We start from the raw sequence: 21,114 nt of genomic DNA on the forward strand, positions 1-21,114 counted from the left end.
AGACATGAAACGTACAACAACCCTAATCATGGCAGCGGTGATCGCCGTTGGCACGGGTGTAGCCCGGGCGGAACCAACTGCCGAAGAAATCAAGCAGCTTGGAACAACGCTGACCCCGTGGGGGGCGGAAAAGGCTGGCAATAAGGACGGCACCATTCCAGCCTACACCGGCGGCCTGACCAAGCCGCCAGCCAACTATAACAAGAGCAATCCTGGCTGGCGTCCCGATCCTTTCCCCGAGGACAAGCCCCTCTTCTCCATCGACGCGAAGAACATGGACAAGTACGGCGACAAGCTGTCCGAGGGCGTCAAGGCCATGATGCGCAAGTATCCAACCTTCCGCATCGACGTCTATCCGACCCGGCGATCGGCGGCCTATCCGCAGCATGTGATAGACAACACGCTGAAAAACGCCACCCGCTGCAAGCTGGAAGCGGATGGGCTGGGCATCAACCACGATTGCCAAGGCGGTTTCCCCTTCCCCATTCCGAAAAACGGCTACGAGGTGATGTGGAACAAGATCGCCCAGTACCGCGGCCCGGCGCAGATAAACGAAGAATGGCCGACCTATGTGAAGCCCGATGGCGAGGTAGTGAACACTGCCAAGAATAATCACTATATCGAGTGGAGCCTATACAACGAGCGCAATCCCGGATGGTTCTATGCGACCCGTACCGAGTATTGGGCGCCTACCCGTCTCAATGGGATGAACAGCCTTTACTACGACCTCAAGAAAAACAGCCAGCGGCGGTCCTGGACTTATGTGCCGGCTGCCCGCCGGGTGCGTCTGGCGCCGGATACCGCAGCCGACACGCCGATTGCGCCGATCGGGGGAGCCGCCGTCTATGATGATTCCAACATGTTCTCCGGCAAGATGGATCGCTTCGATTTCAAGCTGGTCGGCAAGAAGGAGATGTACATTCCTTACAATAGCTACAAGCTCCACTACCCGGATAAGGGTTCGGCTTGCGACGGCAACAGCAAGTATCTTCCAGGTCATGTGAAGCCGGAATGCGTGCGCTTCGAATTGCATCGCGTCTGGCACGTCCACGCCACCCTCAAACCGGGCAAGCGCCACATCTATGAGAAGCGCGATTTCTTCATTGATGAGGATGCCTGGTACGGTGGCATAGCAGAGACCTACGATCATGCCGGGAAGATCTACCGCGTGCTCTTTCACGGTATCGCACCGCAATACGACATTCTTGCGCCGGTCAGCGAGCAGGGGCTGATCCACGATTTGAGCAGCGGGGTCTATACCTACATCCAGATGGGGCCCCATGGCTCCGTGCCGGTCAAACCCTTGTCGCCGGAAGACATGTCTTCCGAATCACTGACCAAATCGGTTCTCAAGTATTGATCTCATGAGTTAGACCTGCACCTGCGGCTGAATCGCCGCAGGTGCATGACTGTTCATGAACTGAATGGGGGACAAGTGATGTTTTTTCGATGGCGGATACGGTTCGCGATCTTGCTGATTTGGGCTTCGGTTTCTCTGCCTGCAGAGGCGGTGTTTTTGACCCCGCTAGATACGCCGGCCCACATGAGTCCTCTTGCGCAGAAAACCCGTCTGTCGGCGGTAGCACGCGCCGGCAGGCGCCTTGTGGCGGTGGGACCGATGGGCCACATCCTTGTATCCGACGATGCCGGAAAGAACTGGAAGCAGGTGGCGGTTCCGCTTAGTTCAGACCTTGTGGCAGTACAGTTTCCTACAGCAAAACAGGGTTGGGCAGTCGGTCACGACGGGGTGGTGCTGCACAGTGATGATGGAGGACTCAGCTGGGTCAAGCAGCTAGACGGAAAACGCGCGGCCGAGATTATCGACGCCTATTACAAAAAGTTCTCAGCTGGTCCCGATGCCGCGAAGTGGCAGGACGAAGCCAAACGTCTGCTCGAAGAAGGGGCGGACAAGCCGTTTCTTGATGTCCTGTTCGTCAATGAACTTGAGGGCTATGTTGTCGGCGCCTTCAATCTCGCCTTGCGAACTAAGGATGGTGGCAAGAGCTGGGAGCCACTGATCGATCGGATCGCCAATGAACAAGGTTTTCATCTTTACAGTCTCGCCGCCTCGGACAGCGGTGTATTCATCGCGGGCGAGCAGGGCCTGATCCGCCGCTGGGATCTGCAGCATGAGCGTTTCATGGCCTTGGCATCCCCCTATCAAGGCAGTTTCTTCGGCATCCTGGCCAAGGGGGAGACACTGATCGTCTTTGGCATGCGCGGCAACATATTACGGAGCACGGATGGCGGGCAAAGTTGGCGGGCGGCGCATAGCGACGCTACTGACGGCATCACGGCGGGAACCTTGTTGGAAGACGGACGCGTCGTGTTGGTGACCCAGGGTGGTCAAATGCTGGTCAGCAAGGACGGTGGCGATTCCTTTGTGAGCGTCAAGGTAGAAAAGCGAATGGCGTTCTTCGGTGTGGCGCCAGCGGGTAAAGACGCCGTGGCGGTCGTTGGTACCAACGGCGTTCGCATCGAAACCATTGAGTAGCGATAGAGCAAACATATGGAAACATCCTCGGAAAAGATAAGGGAAATGCCGGTTGTGCGCGATCCGGAGGATTTCAATAATCGCTCCGGCAATGTGCTGGAGCGACTGGTATTCAATCACCGCTTCTGGTTTATCGCGGCGTGCACGCTGATTACCGTGATGCTCAGCCTTCAGGCAGCCAAGCTTTCTGTCAACACCGGCTTCGACAAGATGATTCCGCAGAATCATCCTTATATCCAGAATTACTTCGAAAACCGCGGCAAATTGGGAGGCCTGGGCAACATCGTACGGATCGTCATCGAGAATAAACAGGGTGACGTGTTCGATCCTGCATTCCTCGATATAACCCGGCGGGTCAACGACGAGGTCTTTTTGATGCCGGGGGTCGCGCGCTCCTTCATGAAATCGATCTGGATGGCGTCTGTACGCTGGACCGAAGTGACCGAAAATGGCTTTCGTGGCGGCCAGGTCATGCCGGACGATTACGATGGCTCGCCTCGGACAATTGAAGATTTGAAAACGGGGATTCGGCGCGCCGGTATCGTAGGCAACCTGGTTTCGAACGATTACAAGTCGATCATGATCGTCGTGCCATTGCTTGAGAAAAACATGGAAACCGGCGAGCGGCTGGACTACGGCGCTTTTTCACGGCAGTTGGAAACGCAAATTCGACAAAAGTACGAGTTACAGGGGGCAGAGGGCAAAGGACCGCAAGTCAAGATACATATCGTCGGCTTTGCCAAGCTAGTGGGTGATCTGATAGATGGCCTGATGCATGTCACGAACTTTTTCGGCATTGCGTTTGGGGTCTCGGCCCTGATCATTTTTTTGTATACGCGGTGCCTGCGAAGTACGTTGCTGGTGCTGAGCTGTTCGCTGGTTGCGGTGGTCTGGGAGCTGGGCATTGTTAAAACGCTGCATCTCGATCTCGATCCCTATTCGATCCTGGTGCCGTTTCTTGTCTTCGCCATCGGCGTGAGCCACGGCGCGCAGAAGATGAACGGAATCATGCAGGATGTCGGGAGGGGAACCCACAGATACGTCGCCGCCCGATATACATTCCGTCGACTATTTCTGGCTGGGGTCACGGCGCTGCTTGCCGATGCGGTGGCATTTGTCGTCCTTACTGTCATCGACATCCCGGTCATCAAGGAACTGGCGCTGGTTGCTAGTATTGGGGTGGCATTGCTGATTGTCACTAACCTGCTGCTTTTGCCGGTGATGCTCTCGTATCTGGGGGTCAACCCGGTGGCGGCGGCACGCAGTCTGTCGGGCGAGGGGGCGAAACAAGGCCCTGTCTGGAGATTTTTCAATCACTTTACGGAAAGGCGCTGGGCGTCAGGAGCGATTCTAGTGTCGGCAGTGCTGGCCGCTGGCGGATACGCGATCAGTCTTCACCTCAAGACGGGGGATCTTGATCCGGGCGCACCGGAATTACGCGCCGATTCTCCCTATAACATTGACGTCGCGTATATCAACGGGCATTACGGATTGTCCAGCGATCAGTTCGTCAGCATCGTCAAGACGCCAAAGGACGGCTGTGGCGAGTACAAGAGCGTCAAGGAAACGGAAAGGTTCGCCTGGACGCTGCGGCAAGTGCCGGGCGTCCAATATACGATGGCGCTGTCCGACAATATCGCCAAAGCCGTGGCGGGGTCGGCCGAGGGTAATCCGAAATGGTTGTCGATCCCGAACAACCCGTCAATGATCGGTGCCGCCGTCGAACGGACCTTGAACGATAATCCGGATGCAGTTGACAAGGGCTGCTCGACAATCCCGGTGATCGCGTACCTCACCGACCACAAGGCGGAAACCCTTCACCGCATCGTCACCACCGTCGAGGAGTTCGCTCAGCAGCACGATGACAAAGACATCCACTTCCTGTTGGCGGCGGGTCCCGCGGGAATCGAAGCGGTAACCAATATCGTCGTCGAGAAATCCAGCCGGACGATGCTCGCTTACGTCTACGGCGCAGTGATCATTCTGTGTTTCATCACTTTTCGAAACTGGCGCGCAGTCGTCGTCGCTGTCGTGCCACTGATGATCACCTCGGTGCTGTGTGAGGCGCTCATGGTCATGTTGGGTATCGGCGTAAAAGTCGCCACCTTGCCGGTAATCGCGCTTGGCGTCGGCATTGGTGTCGACTACGCGCTGTATCTTCTCAGCGTGCAGCTCAGCTTTCAGCGTGCCGGCATGCCCCTTGCGGAGGCGTATAAGGCTGCGGCGGCATTCACTGGCAAGGTCGTGGCCCTGGTCGGATTGACGCTCGCAGCCGGCGTCGTTACCTGGGCCTGGTCACCCATCAAGTTTCAGGTCGACATGGGCATCCTGCTCACCTTTATGTTCCTTTGGAACATGGTTGGCGCGCTGATTCTTGTCCCGGCGCTCTCCTGCTTTCTCCTCAAGACTCCGCGGCAGGTTGAGATCTCGATTGATCAACCCTCAGAGGTGAATCATGTTCCACAATCTGCTTGTTCCCACTGACGGCTCAGATTTGTCTCAGCGGGCCATAGAGGCAGCCGTGTCGTTTGCCAAGGAGGGCGGGGCGAGGATCACATTTTTTTACGCAAAGCCGGACTACGCAGCTTCCATCTATGGCGAATTTGAGTTAATGGAAGCGGCCGCCCCCAATCTATTGTACGAATTGACGGAGTCGCGGGCGCAAAAAATCCTGTCCAGAGCGACGGCGGTTGCAATGGCTGCCGGTGTACCGAGCGTTGCCTTCGCGGAGACGGCTGACAAGCCCTATGAAGCGATTATCGCAGCCGCCAAGCGAGAAGCATGCGACCTGATATTGATGGCTTCCCATGGGCGCGGCGGAGTGAGTGGTGTTCTGCTTGGCTCCGAGACCCATAAAGTGCTGACCCATTGTGAGTTGCCGGTACTCGTTTACCGATAGGGTGGAAACCATGCCGACGGGGGATGCAGAATGCCTAAAGCGTTGGATAAGGAATTGTTGAATCAGGAGACCGAGCAGCCGGTTCTCCACCCATCGGTAGCGCAGAAGTTGGTAGTGGTATGCGGTGCTGCGCTTGGCCTTTCATGTGGTTTCGGTCCCATGTTCTTCTCGGTGACCGGGATATTCCTGAAACCCATGGCGTCCTCATTTAGCTGGGGGCGTGCCGATGTGGCATTGCTCCCGATGCTGGGCATGGTCGGTGTGGCTGTCGGCGCTCCCATCATGGGACAAATTGCAGACCGGGTAGGCTGGCGCAAGGTGATCGGCTACTCAATTTTCCTGTTCAGCCTGGCACTGCTGACTTTGGCAATGGCTCCACCCAGTCGCGCATATCTGGCCGCAGTCGGGTTCGCCGGTGGCGTGCTGGGAGCAGCAACGACGGCGGCAGGCTATCTGGCTATCCTGCCCCGTGTGTTCGACAGGAGATTCGGCATGGCGCTGGGGTTCGGCATGCTCGGTTCTGGCCTTGGCGGGGTGGCTGCCCCGATTCTGGCCAACGCTCTGATAGGGATCATGGGCTGGCGGCAGGCATATGCCGTACTTGCCCTAATTGCGCTGCTTCTTGGCGCCTTCGCTCACCAAATGATCTTCCGGACTTTGCACCATATTGAATCGGCTCCCGACTCGGTTAAGACTCGCCGCAGTCTCCCCGAGAGTATTGCCATTGGTGACGGGCTCACCCTGTCGCAGGCGCTGGCAACCTATCAGTTTTGGCTGATCGCTGTTGTTATCTTCCTCGTCTCATGCGTCATACTCGGCGGGTATATTCATTTGGCGCCTTTTGCCAGCGACAAGGGCATGAGTTCCGAGTATGCCGCCAAGGCGATGGCATTGGCTGGCCTGGGCTTGGCTGTTTCGCGAGTCGCCATCGGCGCGGTCCTGGATCTTGTGTTTGCGCCCTTGGTCGGCCTTATCGCGTTCATCCTGGGGGCGGCAGGCTTTGCCATGCTAGCCTACGCCCCAGCCGATATTCCGGGCCTGTTGATGCTGTCAGCATTGCTGCTGGGTATTTCCACAGGTACGGAAGGCGACCTGATCCCGTTCTTGGCCAGGAAATACTTCGGGCAGAAGTCCTTCGGTAGTATTTATGGGACCTTGTTCGGGATTGCAACCATGGGCGGCGCTGTGGGCCCCTACGTGTACGGACTGGCGTTTGACGAGGCCAAGACGTATACGCTGATACACGAAGTCTCGGCCCTTGTTTGCGGAATATGTGGCTTAGTGATTCTGCTAATGGGTCCTTACCGATATGGCAGGAGTGGGGCCGGTCACTGCGTCGTGGACGAAGAGACCAGGTAACTCATGCCCCACGGCGTCGCTGGCATCGATGTAATCTGCAAGCCGTGCATCGGTGTGCGTGACGTCCGTAATCCAGGGTACTGCTGACGCTAACGCCATTTCCGTTAGAGCATCGCCGATATATGATAAATAATTATATTGTTCGCGTAACGGTAACGAGACTAAGCAAAGTCCAGCGGCCGCATGGAGTTGGTGAGCACTCGTGCGCTGAAGGTGATTCGATCGATGTTGATGCGTCGCCGCCGTTCGTTGAAGCCGGTCTCGGAGACAACCATGCTCAAACTGCCAATGATCGTATCTTCACTGTCGAACACCGGTGCGGCGATCCCGACCACGCCCGGCGTGACTTCTCCGCGCGACAGACAATAACCGAGTTTGCGAATTTCCCGCAGATTTTCCTGTAGTTCGTCGAGACTTTTGTCGATCTTCTTCCTCGAGAACTCACTGGACTGCTGCGCATAGAGCTGACGTAGCTGCGGCAGATTGAGATGAGCGAGAATGACGCGTGATGTTGCGCCCACGGCAATCGGCATGGCCCGACCGCGCTCGTAGCTGCTGTGGATCTCGCTGGCGCTCGTTTCCTGGTGTACGCAAAGGACGCGGTCCTTGTAATACCGACACAGGAGTCCGATGCCGGCAATTTCTTTGACCAGTGCTTGCAGCAGCGGTCTGCCGTTGGTGATTAGCGGATCGCTGGAGCGCATCATGTAGTCGAGCTCGACGATCCTCGGCCCAAGCGTGTAGCCGGTATCCGGAAGTGAGGTGACGAGACCCGCAGTGGTCAGGACGCGCAGATATCGGTAAAGGGTAGACCGCGGGCATTGCAGCCGTTCCATCATTTGTTCAGGCGTCCAGCGCAAATGTTCCTCCTCGAACAGGTCGAGGATTCCTATCACCTTCTCAGGGCTGGTCCGCCGCGCATTGTCGGTTGGGATCTTTGGATTTTTGCCTTTTTTTTCCATGAGTATCGGTCTCGCCTCTAGTTGATTCGTCCCCGATGGCCTGGAGAATTGAAGCGGACTTTACTGCATGTTCCGAGAGCGTGGCAAAAATAGTTTCGATTTTCATAATGTTAATACATAGTCTCATATTATAGGATTGCATATTAAATAGAGAGATTGATAGGCGATTGCCAGTACCACCTGGATATCTTTGTAAATGGCCATTACAAGCGGAAATATATTTATTTTTGAGCGACTGTAGTGAACGCTTGACATTCAATAAATAATCCCACAATATAAGACTTGAAGGCGGCAATCTTGGAATTGATATGGTGCTGCCAGACGAGTTTTGAATTGATTATTTGGGGGTATTGGGCATGGATATGAAGAAGGGCAGCGAGAAATCAGGGACATCAGAAACCGCGGCGAACGAACCGATTCAAGATCTGCGTGAATGGCTTACGCGCGTCGATGAAATGGGCGAACTGGTCCGGGTGAAAGAGCCGGTGGATCGGGACGAGGAGATGAGCGCGGTGGGCTATCTGTTGGCGAAACAGACGCCCTCGCCCGCAGTGCTGTTCGAGAAGGCCGCCGGGTTTGAGAAAAGTCCGATCGGTGCAAGACTTCTGTGGAACATCCTGGGACCCAGCATCAAGCGTGTTGCAATGACGCTGGAAGAGCCGGTTGATACACCGACGGTGGAGTTGATTCGTCGAGCAAAGGACAAGCTCAAGCGGCGCATTCCCCCGAAAGAGGTCGCGGCCAAGGATGCACCAGTGTTCGAGCATACGCTGACCGGCAACCAGATCGATCTCGATCAGCTACCCATCCCCAGGCACTGGCCCCTGGATGGTGGGCGTTACGCCGGTACAGCGGACGCGGTGATCACCCGCGATCCGGACAGTGGCTATCTGAACATCGGCACCTATCGGATGATGCAGCAGGGGAAGAAGGAGGTCGGTTTGTACCTGTCGCCGGGCAAGGATGCCCGTCTGCATATCACCCGCGCCTGGCAGAATGGCAATGACATCCATGTGGCGGCGGCCTGGGGTATCGATCCGCTGTTCATGATGGTGGGTTCCCAAACTTTCCCGAAGAATGTTTCCGAATACGAATTTGCGGGCGGCATCAAGGGCCAGGCGATTCCCGTGGTGCGCGGTACGACCACCGATCTGCTGTTGCCGGCGAATGCCGAGTTGGTGATCGAAGGCGTCATCCGGCTGAATTCGGTCAAACCCGAAGGCCCGTTCGGCGAGTTTCCGGGCTACTACGGCAGGCCCGAGGCCGGCTGCCCGCTGGTTGAGGTCACCGCTGTCCATCACCGCTCAAATCCCATCTTGACCAACGCCCTGATGGCCGACTATCCGTCGTGCGAGCAGAGCGGATTTTTCTCCGTCATGCGCTCGGCCAAGATCTGGGATGACCTGGACAAGCTGGGCATCCCGGGCATCCACGGCGTCTATGCCCACCCGGCGGCGGCCGGCGGCTTCGGCATGACGGTGATCAGCCTGGAGCAGCGCTATGCCGGTCATGCAGCGCAGGTGCTGGCCTTGGCCGCCCAGTGCCCCGGTGGCGCCTATTACACCAAGCTGATCATCGCCGTGGACGAGGATATCGATCCGACCGACACCGATCAGGTGATCTGGGCCATGGCTAGCCGCTGCAACCCGATTGATGACATCGACATTCTACGCAACACCTGGAGCACTTGGCTCGATCCGACGCAAAACCCGCCGGAGAACAGGCCCTATGGCTCCAAGGCGCTGATCAACGCCTGCAAGGAGCACCGTCACCTGCCGGTGTTCTCCAAGCGTACCGCGCTCTCCAAAGGCGTCTACGACAAGGTCGCCTCACGTTGGACGAAGCTCGGCTTGCCCGGGCAGATCCCGACGGTGCGTGCGTTCGAGGAGGAGAACAAAGTGCTTTACCACGAAGTCGGCGGTTTCGAGCCTGGCAAGCAGCCCGGCGAAAGCGACTGAGCGAAAATAGGAGAGCGATTATGAAGATAACCAAAGTAGAAGTCATACCGATGTCGACGCCGATGAAGCGTGAGCAGTTGATGCGAGGTGCGACCCTGTCACGGATAGACAGCGTGGTATTGAAGCTGCATACGGACGAAGGGGTGGTGGGATTTTCGGATTCGGGAGATACGTCGTCGTGGTACCGGGGGGAGACGCCGGACTCGATCATGGCGATGATCTGCGACTTCTTTGCGCCGAAGATTCTGCTGGGAGAGGATCCGACAAAGATCGAGAAGATTGTCGGGCGGATGGACATTCTTACCCGGGACAACAACCAGGCCAAGGCGACGGTGGATTTTGCGCTGCACGATCTGGTGGGCAAAATTCTGGGTGTGCCGGTGTATACGCTGCTTGGAGGCAAGACGATCGACCGGATTCCACTGGGTTTGGTGCTCGGAGCGGGCAAGCCGGAAGAGGTGGCGAAAGAGGCACTGGCGGTGCTGAAGGAGGGTTTTGCCTTTGTGAAGCTGAAGTCTGGCTACACGCCGAAGGAGGACATCGCGATGGTGTCGGAAGTGCGCGCGGCGGTGGGCGACGAGGTGGATCTATTCATCGACATCAACGGGGCTTGGACGTATGACCAGGCGTTGGCGACGATCCGGGCATTGGAGAAATACAACCTGTCGAAAATCGAGCAGCCGCTGCCGGCATGGGACATCGAGGGCATGGCGCGACTGCGCGGCAAGGTGGGAACACCGATTTACGCCGACGAGTCGGCGCAGGAACTGCACGATCTGCTGGCGATCATCAACAAAGGGGCAGCCGATGGGCTGATGATCAAGATGCAAAAGGCCGGCGGACTACTGAAGGCGCAGCGCTGGCTAACTATGGCGCGGCTAGCGAACCTGCCGGTGATTTGCGGCTGTATGGTGGGTGGGGGGCTGGAAGCGAGCCCGGCGGCACATCTGTTGGCGGCGAATGACTGGATTGCACGGTTCCCGCAGGAGAATGCCGGGCCGCTGCACATTCACGACTGTCTGAATAGCAAGGACATCAAAGACGACCTGGCGCTCAACGTGCCGCGCTACGAGGATGGGTTCCTGTATCCGAACGACGGACCCGGACTGGGCATCGAGATCAACGAGGATCTCCTCATGCGCCGGATTACCTCCGGCAAAAAGATCCGGACAGTCGAGGCATGATCGAGCGTTAAAGTATGATCGCAATTCCTGCTGCGGATTGCGATAAAAAAATGGACACGGACAGGTGGCAACTGTCCGTAAGTCCTGCGCGGCAAGAGCACACGGAGACCCCCGCGCTGGACGCGAGATAATGAGGAGAAATGGCATGACAGACAGCAACGCAGCCACAAAAGCACCATCAGTCCACTTTTCCACGAGGTACAAGATATGGCTGTTGTTCCTGCTTGTTGCTGTCTATGCCTGTAGCTTTCTCGATCGGATTGTCGTCGCCGTTCTGGGGCAGGCAATCAAGACGGATCTCGGTCTCACTGATTTTCAGATGGGACTCATCGGTGGCTTGTCGTTTGCCCTGTTCTTTACGATCAGTTGCATTCCTCTGGGGCGGATGGCAGAACGCTGTAACCGGGTACGCCTGATCTCGGTTTGCGTCGTTGTTTGGTCCATCTTCGCCACCCTCTGTGGCTATGCCCAGAGCTTCTGGCAAATGATATTGTTCCGTTGCGGCGTCGGTATCGGCGAGGCTGGCACTGTCCCCGGTGCCCACGCGCTGATCGCCGATCACTTCCCGCCCGATCGACGCGCCACGGCCTTGGGCATTTTCGCGCTCGGCGTGCCCTTGGGCGTGCTTATAGCGTCCTTCGCCGGCGGCTGGCTGGCCCAGTCCTTTGGCTGGCGCTCGACCTTCATCTACCTCGGCGTGCCCGGGGTGGCACTCGGGGCGCTGACTTGGTTCACGCTGCGCGAACCGCCGCGTGGACTGTCGGATAAAACCCCGGTCAGCGCGGACGTACCGGCGCTGTCGTCGGTCGTCCGCCGCATGTGGTCCAACAGAACCACCCGTAACATGGTGCTCGGGACTGTCATCGGGGCTTTTGCGCTGCAAGGCATCAACATGTTCATTCCCATGTATCTGTCGCGCGTCTTCGGCATGAGTCTGGCCAAGGCCGGCTTTACCTTTGGCTTAGTCATCGGCGTCGGCGGCTTCATCGGCATTTCGTTGGGCGGCATTATCGCCGACTGGCTAAGCCCCCGGGATCAACGGTGGTACGCCTGGGTGCCCGGATGTGCCACCCTGATCGCTGTCCCCGTCGCTACGTTTGCGTTTCTCCAGGACGACTCGCTCCTGGCGACCAGCGCGATCTTCCTTTTCGCCACCCTCACCTTGTGTTGGAACGGTCCGACTTTCAGCACCATCCATCGGATGGTTGAGCCGCGGATGCGGGCTACTTCGTCGGCGATCATGATGGTCACCATGACCCTGATCGGCCACGGAATGGGGCCGCCGGTCATTGGCTTTCTCAGCGATATGTTTGCTTCCCAGGCGTTCACTGGCGGCCTCTATAAGGCGGTCTGCGTGAGTGGCGCCGCGGCACCGGCGGCAGGTTCGGAACTCGCCGTTGCCTGCCTCAAAGCCTCGGCAGTAGGCATTCGCAACAGCATGCTGTGCTTTGTCGTTGTCTTGGTTTGGGCGGGACTCCTCTATCTGCGTGCGGCCAAGACCTATCGGGAGGACTTGCAGCAACCGAGGGGAACGCCCGTTGTCACCACCCGCCCAGTCGTGACCATGGCTGAGGTCAAAACATGAGCGTGTGCAAAACCCGCTACATTCCCTAGAACCAGAGCGGGAGAAAGGGACCTGTGGATGCCTATTCGAACAGCGTCGATTATGTGGTCATAGGGGCTGGAACGGCTGGCTGTGTCGTGGCCAATCGCCTGAGCGAGCAAGCTGACTGCTCTGTGATACTGCTTGAAGCCGGTGGCCGCGACTGGCATCCGTTGCTGCGCATGCCGGTTGCCTTCGTTCGCGCCATACAGTCACCAGGCGTCAACTGGGGCTTTCGTAGTGAACCCGAGCCGCACCTGGACGGAAGGATAATCGAAGTGCCGCGCGGGCGCGTGCTGGGTGGCTCCTCGTCGGTCAACGGCATGTTCCACATACGCGGACACCGGCGCGACTTCGACACTTGGCGCGAACTGGGTTGCGACGGCTGGGGCTATGACGACGTGTTACCCTACTTTAAACGCTACGAGACCAGTTGGCGCGGGGCGGGCAAGTACCATGGCGACGAGGGACCCGTGCAGGTCAGGCCGATCGATACCACCAAGCTCGTCACCGAGCCCTTGCGACAAGCGATGCTTGCTGCTGGCTACCAGTTGACCGAGGACTACGATGGTGAACTGCAGGAGGGCTTCGGCCGCGGCGAAGTCACCATAGACGGGCGCGGGAGACGGGCTAGTACTTCGCGTGCATACCTGAATCCTGTGCGCCATCGCGCCAACCTTGTCGTGAAAACCGGAGCCCTGACCAGGCGCATCCTTATCGAAAACGGCCGTGCCGTCGGTGTCGAATACAGTCGTGGCGGACGCCAGTACAAGGTTAGGGCCAGGCGCGAAGTCGTAGTCTGTGGCGGAGCCTACAATTCGCCACAGCTACTGATGCTATCCGGCATTGGTCCGGCCGACGACATACGCAAACACGGTATCGTGTCCCGGGTCCACCTTCCCGGCGTCGGGCGCAACTTGATCGAGCATCCACGCCTGCCGATGAACTTTCTCGCCACGCAACCCGTGACCTTCGCGCGCGAACTGCGCTTCGATCGTGCCGTTCTCTCTGTCCTGCGTTGGGCCCTTTTAGGCAACGGCCCGTTCGCGACGCAGATCTGCAGTGGTACCCTGCTTTTGCGCAGCCGGCCTGAGCTCGATCAGCCAGACATTCAGTTGTTATGTAACCCGATTTCGCTTGATGCACGCCTGTGGTTCCCCGGCCTTGTCGCACCCACGCCGCATTGTTTTTATGTGACTCTGTGCCTGATCCAGCAGCGCAGTCGCGGCAGGGTGACCTTGCGATCAGCGGATCCCGCCGACGCGCCGAGGATTTATCTCAACCTTTTCTCCGACCCTGAGGACTTCGCCACCATGCGGCGCGGCATCGAGGCAACCCGCACCATCTATCGGACTCAGCCGCAGGCGGCGCTCGTAGGCAGGGAGACGTTACCCGGTGACGACGTGGTGTCGGAAAAGGACTTGAACGCGGCGATCTCCGCGCACGTCGGCATCACGCATCATCCGGTTGGTACCTGCAAGATGGGCGTGGACGAGCAAGCCGTTGTCGATCCGCAACTGCGCGTGCGTGGCGTCGCCGGCCTGCGCGTTGCCGACGCTTCTGTCATGCCCACCATTCCTGGCGCCAATACCATGGCGGCCGCCATTATGATCGGCGAGAAGGCAGCGGACCTAATCCTCGGCCGGCAGCCCGCGCCGAAACACACGGAGGCGGCGTGAATCAATCAGCCTTCGGTATCGGCTCGCGCTGCCACGCGTTGCTAGGAGGTGGCAGAGTCTTCGAAAAAGCTGGCGGGGAGAGCGGAGAGAAATTCCGAGAAGCCATTGCCACCGACAGGCACGTGCTCGAACATTAGTCGAAAGGCGAGTGACTCGTCACCAGCCATGATGGCCTGCAGGATTTGCTCGTGGTCGTGAATCGATTTCTCCATCTGCGCCGGCGTTCTCATGATGCGAATGTTGACGTTGTAGCGTCGGATCAGGCGGCGGAGCGGACGCACATGCTGGATCAGGAGCTCGTTGCGGCTGCCGGCATGTATGGCTTCGTGGAACTGCATGTTGGCTTCGCTGTAGTCATCGATGCTGCCACTCGGCAAGGTAGCGGCAGCGCGGGCGGCATCGCGACCTCTCTGCAGGGCGGTTTCCAGCGCAATGTGCAGGTCTTCCGAGTGGCGGCGGGCCGCCAACTTGGCGCACAAAGCCTCGAGTTCGCCCAGCAGCTCCAACATGTCGCGCAGTTGAGGTACCGACATGCGCGACACCGTTACACCTTGGCGCGGGGTCATCCGGACAAGATTCTGGGCGGCCAGTTGCTGTATCGCTTCCCGGACGGGCGTGCGCGATACGGAGAACTTCGCCGCCAGTGCTCGTTCTTCGAGAGGCGCTCCGGGTGGTAACTCGCCTCTTTCGATTTCCGCCTGGATGGCATCCCTGATCGTAAAAGCGAGGTTGGGCTTGCGCGTTTTTGTTTTCTGCATAAGGACTGCCACTAAGATATGAATTATCGTTTAATTATTTATACCACATTCATCGGCAGCGATATCAGCCCTGCACTGGACTACTGCTGTCCGGGCAAAGCCTGTGCCGGGCGTTTGGTGCATTTAATATAAATGCTTGAATATACCTATTCTAGTGTATAAAATACCAGAAGACAAGTTAGTAAAACCACGATAGTAGTTGTTGCCGAAATAGGGGCTGATGTAACTTGTCGCTGTGGATATCGCGCTTCAAAATCGTTGCACCAGGCAAGCTGGCATAGAGGAAACATCATCAAGGGTAGGACATACATAGTCGGTGCCTACGAGCACCCGATCCGAAAGGCTGACACGCTTTCGGTCGCGCGTATCCATGCTGACGTTGCCAAGGGAGCGCTGGAGGATGCGGGATTGAGCAAGGGAGACATCGACGGCTATTTCTGTGCCGGCGATGCACCTGGGCTGGGTACTGCGTCGATGGTTGAATACCTTGGACTGAAGGTTCGTCACATGGACTCCACCGAATGCGGCGGCTCGGCGCCTATCCTGCATGTCGCGCATGCCGCTCAGGCCATCGCCATGGGCAGATGCAATGTGGCGTTGGTCACCCTCGGCGGTCGTCCGCGCGCGGCTGGTGCCTCGCTCGCCCTCAAACCGCCGGATTTTGACACGCCGGATTTGCAGTTCGAAATGCCCTATGCTCCGGCAACCCAGAATCTGTATGCACTGGTGGCCCGCCGCCACATGTACGAGTTCGGCACTACCAGCGAACAGCTGGCATGGATCAAGGTTGCCGCTTCGCACCATGCGCAGCACAATGTCAACGCCCTGCTGCGCCAGGTGGTGACGGTGGAGGATGTGCTTAACTCGCCGCTGGTTTCCGATCCGCTACATCGCTTGGACTGCTGCGTCATCAGCGACGGTGGCGGCGCGGTGATCGTGGCGCGTCCCGAAATTGCCAGAAGCCTGAATCGTCCGAAAGTCAGGATACTCGGCAGCGGCGAAGCGCCCAAGAACAACAGCGCAGGCAAGATCGATCTGACCTACTCGGCTGCGGCATTCTCCGGCCCGGCCGCGTTTTCCGAAGCAGGGATTACCCCGGCCGACATCAAGTACGCATCGATCTACGATAGCTTCACCATCACCGTGCTGGTACAATTGGAAGACCTCGGCTTTTGCCCCAAAGGGCAGGGCGGCCAGTTCGTCGCCGACGGCAATTTGATCTCGGGTGTCGGCAAGTTGCCGTTCAACACGGACGGCGGCGGCCTCTGCAACAACCATCCGGCCAATCGCGGTGGCATGACAAAGCTGATCGAGGCGGTGCGTCAGCTTCGCGGCGAGGCACATTCCAAGGTCCAGGTGCCTAACTGCAACCTGGCGATTGCCAGCGGTATCGGCGGTGTCCTCGCCTCCCGGCATGTGGCTGGAACAGTGATCTTGGAAAGGGAGTAAGTATCGTGACTACAGCCACCAGGAAAATCATGGCGCCCCGTCTGCACCCGGAGACTGAACAGTACTGGAAGGCCGCCACCGAAGGGCGATTGCTGGTAAAAAAATGTGCAGCGTGCGGAGAGTTTCACTACTATCCGCGGGCGATCTGCCCTTATTGCCTGAGTGACAAGACAGAGTGGATTCAGTCCTCAGGCAGAGGTCAGGTGTACTCCTACAGCGCCATGGGTAAAGAGGATGCCGCCTACACCCTAGCCTATGTCACGCTCGATGAAGGCGTCACCATGCTCACCAATATTGTGGATTGCGACGCCAGCAGCTTGCACGTTGGTCTGGGCGTTAAGGTGGTCTTCAAGCCTAGTGATGGCGGGCCACCGGTGCCTATGTTCACGCCTGCCTGAGGCTAAGGGCGGAGTGAAAGCGATAGTCTGGCGAGGATCATGAACGAGGACCACACTGCCGAAACCGGTGCCCCGGCCCCGGGATCGGCAGGCACTATGGTTGGACCCTGGGCACCTTTAAGTCGTCCGGTTTTCCGCCTGCTCTGGATTACCGGCTTGACGGCCAATGTCTGCAGTTGGATGTTCGAGGTGGCCGCTGCCTGGACCATGACCACCGCTCCGGGTGCGACCCCCCTGTTGGTTGCACTGATCCAGACTGCGGCGACGGCCCCGGTTTTTCTGTTTGCGCTGCCCAGCGGGGCCTTGGCCGACATTATTGATCGTCGCCACTACCTCATTTTTTCGCAAGTCTGGGTGGCAGTAGTCTCCGTTGCCGTTGGTGCCCTGTCGCTCGCAGGGGTGCTGGCACCAGGCCTGTTGTTTGTTGCGGCATTCCTGATGGGAACGGGGCTGATTATGCGCCTGCCTACTTTCGCCTCGCTGATCCAGGAAGTCGTGCCGCGTAATGAAATCCCGGCTGCCGTCTTGCTCTATGGCTTTGCACTGAATGCCTCCCGGGCGGTGGGTCCCGTGATCGCCGGAGCGATAGTCGCGCTGGGCGGTACCGCATATGTATTCTTGATGAACGGGGCGCTGTCCATCGCCGCTGTGGTTTTCCTCATACAGTGGCGGCGTGAGCCGTCACCGCCGAGTAATTTGCCCAGCGAGCGCTTCATGGGGGCAATCCTTGTCGGTATTCAGTTCGTGCGCAACACGCCCGCATTGCTTGCGGTGCTGGCACGCGGAGCTGTCTTCTCCTTCTTTGGCATGGCGTCCCTGGCCTTGCTGCCGGTTGTCGCACGCACCCAGCTCAATGGCGGGCCAACGACCTACAGTCTGCTGGTTGCCTGTTTCGGTATCGGCGCGCTGGTTTTGGCGATGACGGTGGCCAGAATCAGGAAGCGATTTTCGCGGGATCAGCTGGTAGTCGCGGCCTGGCTGCTGAGTGCTGCGACCAGCGCCATGGTCGGTTTGTCGCACGACGCTTATCTGGTTGGCATCGCCATGTTATGCGCCGGCTTCGCCTGGATGGCGGCTTTCGGTGCCTTCCAGGTTGCCGCCCAGCTGGCGCTGCCGCGCTGGGTCGGCGGGCGCGGACTGGCCTTGGTACTTATGGCCTTGTGGATAGGGATGGCATGCGGGGGGGTGTCCTGGGGCCAGTTGGCAACCAAGTCCAGCGTGTCCACCTCGCTATTGGCGGCAGCCGTCGCCTCGCTGTTCGGCCTGCTGGCAACGCTGAGGTTGAAGCTCGGCGGCGGTGCTGAAGAGGACTTGACGCCGTCGCCCTACTGGAGCGAGGCCAACCTTGCCGCACCTATCGAGCCTGGGCAAGGCCCAGTATTGGTTGCCGTGGAGTATCAGATCGACCCTGCGCGCGCCGATGAGTTTCTCGACCTTATGCGGGCGAGTCGCCGCATGCGACTGCGCAATGGAGCAATCTCCTGGTCCATCTTTCGGGACGTCACCAATGCCGGCTTGTTCGTCGAACAATTCATGGACGAGTCCTGGCTGGCGCACCTGCGTCACCGCGAACGCCTCACTGCGAGCGAACTGGAGATACGCAATCGCAAGCTTGCACTCCATGTGGGTGAGAATCGACCCACGGTCAGGTACTTCATCGGGGCGGATATTCCAAATGAGAAATAGGCCGGCATAATTTTCAGGGTAATGGACGCAGTTGGAAACATTAAAGTCATAATAATGAATGGCGAGGTTAACGCAATTAAGACGGAGGAAGGAGATTGTCCCCATTCCACCATGGATAAAAAAGTGGGCGCCGCGGCGCCCACAACCCTATTAGGTCAATGCAGGATGCAATTACCTAGAAGGAAGGAGATTACTCCGCAAGCGTTTCGGTAGCGGCGAAAGAAGATGTCATTTAGATAATTATTTTAGATGGGGTCAAGGCGCACCACTAATACCGCCGAGCGTCCGGCTTTCACTGCATCCATACAGCGCCTGATTGCCGCTGGTACCACCGCAGCGGTGTCCACGCACTCGCCGTAGGCACCAGCAGCCTCCCCCACTTTTTCGTAGTGGGTGTCGGTGCCGACAACGGCTTGGTAAGCGCCAGCAGACTTTGCTTCGCCGTGCGGATAGACCCGGAGCGTTGCGCCCTTCACCGCCCCCCAACCGCTGTTATCGAGCACAACGCTGAATATCGGCAAGTCGTATTGCTTGGAGACCATGTATACCGCCGTTGGCGCAGAAAAACAAAAGCTGGCATCACCCGTCACATGGAATACGGTGCGGTCTGGAAATGCGAGTTTCGCTCCAAGTGCCACGCCACCGCCGAAGCCCAAACCACCTCCACCGTTGCCGAATACGGTGCCTGGCCGGTTGCGCTTGATCTGGCTCAGTACAGGGAATACGTTGGTGATTGACTCATGAACCAAAATGTCATTGTCCCCCATCACTTCGCTCAACTGCGCAGCTACGAAGGCAGCTGTGATTTTTGCTTGGGAAGAGGGCTGCATGGCGACGCGCGCTGCCGCTATTGCGGCCGTGCGCTGTTCCATCCAAATGGATACACGTTCGCGGGCAGAGTGGAGGTACTCCGATGTTGCTCTGGTTCTAAGAACTGCCAACAAGCGCTGCAATACCTTGTAACTGTCAGCCTGGATGCGCAGATGACTGGGAAATCCCCACATGGGGATGTCTTTCTTGATGACGTCGATGTCGATATGGACCCACTGGGTCCCGGCGTTTTCGCGCGCGAACTTGGGGATCCACGGAACATCCACATCGACTAGCAAGCCGAAGTCCGCGTCCCCGACATCATCCGCTGCGGAATATCCGGCAAAACACGGCGAGTCGTGGGAAATGTTGAGGTAGATCGGATTGGACTCGTAGACTCGCATCCCCGTTAGCTGCGCAAGCTCATCGATAATTTTGGCACAGGCCGGATTGCGTCCGGCGTAGGCGCTGATCAATATCGGATTGCGTGCCGCCAGCAGGCGGTCGGCGATGTCCTCTACCGTGGCGTCGTCTATTCCCGGGGCTGTGACTGGGCCGTAACGCTCAACTGGGAAACTGCGCACCTGCTCGCTAGAGCACTCTGCTGCCAGCACCTCGCGTGCGGCGGTCAGGAATACCGGTCCGGGCGGATCGCTGTGCATGAATGAATGGGCCCGGCGTATGGCCTCCTTCACCACGATGGGGGAAGGCAGATCATATATCCACTTTACATAAGGACGGACCAGGCTCGCCATGTCGTAAGGTTCCTGGATGAAGTTTACGAATGTGTCCCGGCTGCCGAGCAATTCGCCACGCAGGGTGAAGGGTGCTTTCCCGGCAAACAGCAGCAGCGGCACGCGGGAGCGGGAAAGGTTGTGCAGGCCCATGACCGTGTTCGCAGTGCCGGCGTCCACATGGACGAGAACGGCTTGGCCCCGCCCGGTCGCCATCGCATAGCCGCAAGCCATATGTACTGCCACGTTCTCGTGGGGACAGAGGATGATAGTCGGCGCTTTTCGTCCCTCGCGTTGCCAGCGGGCGACTTCCTCGATGATGGGCACATGATCGGTACCCAGATTGCTGAACAGGTATTCGATACCTATTTCCTGCAGGCCTTCGAGCAGATAATTGGCGGTACTTCTATTCATGACCTTGCTTCTCCAAAATCCTTGATCGGACCTGCATGGCGTTGGCGCAATCAAACGTGTAGACGCTGCACCTTGCGGGAGGGGGTGTCTTCAGCCGAGACTGTCTCCTTCCAACGCTTGAACAGATTGTGCTCGATTTCGAACTGATCGAGCGCCTTGCCCACTGTCTGGTTGACGATGTCGTCTAGGGTCTGCGGTCTGTTGTAGAAGGCCGGCACTGGCGGCAGTATGACTGCTCCATAGCGCGTGACCTGGGCGAGCATCTCCAGATGACCGAGATGCAGCGGAGTTTCGCGTACCAGCAATACCAGGCGGCGACGTTCCTTCAGGCACACGTCGGCGGCACGGGTTAGCAAGTTGTCGTTGTAGGACGACGCGATGCCCGACAGGGTCTTGATCGAGCATGGTGCCACCAGCATGCCCGCAGTCCTGAATGAGCCGCTGGAAATCGCGGCGCCTATATCCTGGTGTGGATGCACCACATCCGCCAGTGCCTGTACCTGCTCCAATGTCCAGTTGGTCTCATCCTCGATGGTACGTTTTGCCGATGGTGAGAGAACCAGATGGGTCTCGATCTCCGGGACCGCTCTCAAGGCGTCCAGCACGCGGATGCCGTAAATGGCGCCCGAAGCGCCGGAGATGCCGATGATTAGACGCCTCATGGTAGTTACTCCTAACTAAAGTCTCATAATGCAAGACTATATAAGTAATGTCAAGCCCCCATTTA

General features: G+C 58.1%; 16 protein-coding genes. 12 read left to right on the plus strand and 4 right to left on the minus strand.

Going from position 1 to position 21,114, the window contains the following annotated elements; genetic code table 11:
* Positions 1-4: 4 nt before the first annotated feature.
* The 5 genes from K5E80_RS00860 to K5E80_RS00880 are packed head-to-tail and all read left to right on the plus strand — an operon-like array spanning position 5 to position 6,752.
* Positions 5-1,360, plus strand: a complete 1,356-nt coding sequence (locus K5E80_RS00860; protein WP_220634374.1) for a DUF1329 domain-containing protein — start codon at positions 5-7, stop codon at positions 1,358-1,360.
* A gap of 45 nt (positions 1,361-1,405) precedes the next feature.
* A complete protein-coding gene (locus K5E80_RS00865; protein ID WP_220634375.1) occupies positions 1,406-2,494 on the plus strand; it encodes a WD40/YVTN/BNR-like repeat-containing protein in 1,089 nt (362 codons plus the stop codon).
* Positions 2,495-2,509: 15 nt separating this feature from the next.
* On the plus strand, positions 2,510-4,978 hold the full coding sequence (locus K5E80_RS00870; protein ID WP_246590815.1) for an efflux RND transporter permease subunit: 2,469 nt from the start codon (positions 2,510-2,512) through the stop codon (positions 4,976-4,978).
* A complete protein-coding gene (locus tag K5E80_RS00875; RefSeq protein ID WP_220634376.1) occupies positions 4,950-5,393 on the plus strand; it encodes a universal stress protein in 444 nt (147 codons plus the stop codon). Before K5E80_RS00870 ends, K5E80_RS00875 begins: the two co-directional genes overlap by 29 nt.
* Before the next feature lie 30 nt (positions 5,394-5,423).
* A complete protein-coding gene (locus K5E80_RS00880; RefSeq protein ID WP_220634377.1) occupies positions 5,424-6,752 on the plus strand; it encodes an MFS transporter in 1,329 nt (442 codons plus the stop codon).
* A gap of 161 nt (positions 6,753-6,913) precedes the next feature.
* Here K5E80_RS00880 and K5E80_RS00885 read toward each other — a convergent pair whose 3' ends face one another.
* Positions 6,914-7,714 carry an IclR family transcriptional regulator gene (locus tag K5E80_RS00885; RefSeq protein ID WP_220634378.1) on the minus strand — a complete coding sequence of 267 codons (801 nt, stop codon included), beginning with the start codon at positions 7,712-7,714 and terminating at the stop codon, positions 6,914-6,916.
* A gap of 356 nt (positions 7,715-8,070) precedes the next feature.
* Here K5E80_RS00885 and K5E80_RS00890 point away from each other — a divergent pair, with 356 nt between their 5' ends.
* From K5E80_RS00890 to K5E80_RS00905, 4 genes are all read left to right on the plus strand, one after another.
* Positions 8,071-9,672 (plus strand): UbiD family decarboxylase, encoded by a 1,602-nt coding sequence (locus K5E80_RS00890; protein ID WP_220634379.1) that lies wholly within the window; start codon positions 8,071-8,073, stop codon positions 9,670-9,672.
* Positions 9,673-9,692: 20 nt separating this feature from the next.
* On the plus strand, positions 9,693-10,856 hold the full coding sequence (locus K5E80_RS00895) for a mandelate racemase/muconate lactonizing enzyme family protein (RefSeq protein ID WP_220634380.1): 1,164 nt from the start codon (positions 9,693-9,695) through the stop codon (positions 10,854-10,856).
* 145 nt (positions 10,857-11,001) lie between these two features.
* Positions 11,002-12,441 (plus strand): spinster family MFS transporter, encoded by a 1,440-nt coding sequence (locus tag K5E80_RS00900; RefSeq protein ID WP_220634381.1) that lies wholly within the window; start codon positions 11,002-11,004, stop codon positions 12,439-12,441.
* Between the two features lie 53 nt (positions 12,442-12,494).
* Positions 12,495-14,138, plus strand: a complete 1,644-nt coding sequence (locus K5E80_RS00905) for a GMC family oxidoreductase (RefSeq protein ID WP_220634382.1) — start codon at positions 12,495-12,497, stop codon at positions 14,136-14,138.
* Between the two features lie 41 nt (positions 14,139-14,179).
* Here the strand turns inward: K5E80_RS00905 and K5E80_RS00910 are convergent, their stop codons facing one another.
* Positions 14,180-14,896, minus strand: coding sequence for a GntR family transcriptional regulator (locus K5E80_RS00910; protein ID WP_220634383.1), 717 nt, complete (start codon positions 14,894-14,896; stop codon positions 14,180-14,182).
* Between the two features lie 258 nt (positions 14,897-15,154).
* On the opposite strand from K5E80_RS00910, the gene K5E80_RS00915 reads away from it, so the two are divergent.
* From K5E80_RS00915 to K5E80_RS00925, 3 genes are read left to right on the plus strand one after another with little or no spacing between them, the layout of a single operon-like run.
* On the plus strand, positions 15,155-16,345 hold the full coding sequence (locus tag K5E80_RS00915; protein WP_220634384.1) for a thiolase domain-containing protein: 1,191 nt from the start codon (positions 15,155-15,157) through the stop codon (positions 16,343-16,345).
* A gap of 29 nt (positions 16,346-16,374) precedes the next feature.
* Positions 16,375-16,743, plus strand: a complete 369-nt coding sequence (locus K5E80_RS00920) for a Zn-ribbon domain-containing OB-fold protein (protein ID WP_220634385.1) — start codon at positions 16,375-16,377, stop codon at positions 16,741-16,743.
* 39 nt (positions 16,744-16,782) lie between these two features.
* Positions 16,783-18,429 carry an MFS transporter gene (locus K5E80_RS00925; RefSeq protein ID WP_220634386.1) on the plus strand — a complete coding sequence of 549 codons (1,647 nt, stop codon included), beginning with the start codon at positions 16,783-16,785 and terminating at the stop codon, positions 18,427-18,429.
* Between the two features lie 245 nt (positions 18,430-18,674).
* Here K5E80_RS00925 and K5E80_RS00930 read toward each other — a convergent pair whose 3' ends face one another.
* Both K5E80_RS00930 and K5E80_RS00935 read right to left on the minus strand, forming a co-directional pair.
* Positions 18,675-20,387 (minus strand): thiamine pyrophosphate-requiring protein, encoded by a 1,713-nt coding sequence (locus tag K5E80_RS00930; RefSeq protein ID WP_220634387.1) that lies wholly within the window; start codon positions 20,385-20,387, stop codon positions 18,675-18,677.
* A gap of 50 nt (positions 20,388-20,437) precedes the next feature.
* The gene (locus K5E80_RS00935) at positions 20,438-21,049 is read right to left on the minus strand and encodes a UbiX family flavin prenyltransferase (RefSeq protein WP_220634388.1); all 612 of its coding nucleotides are present in this window, start codon (positions 21,047-21,049) and stop codon (positions 20,438-20,440) included.
* Positions 21,050-21,114: the final 65 nt, after the last annotated feature.

Origin of the sequence: Georgfuchsia toluolica, from assembly GCF_907163265.1 — a bacterium.
Taxonomy (GTDB): Bacteria; Pseudomonadota; Gammaproteobacteria; order Burkholderiales; family Rhodocyclaceae; genus Georgfuchsia; species Georgfuchsia toluolica.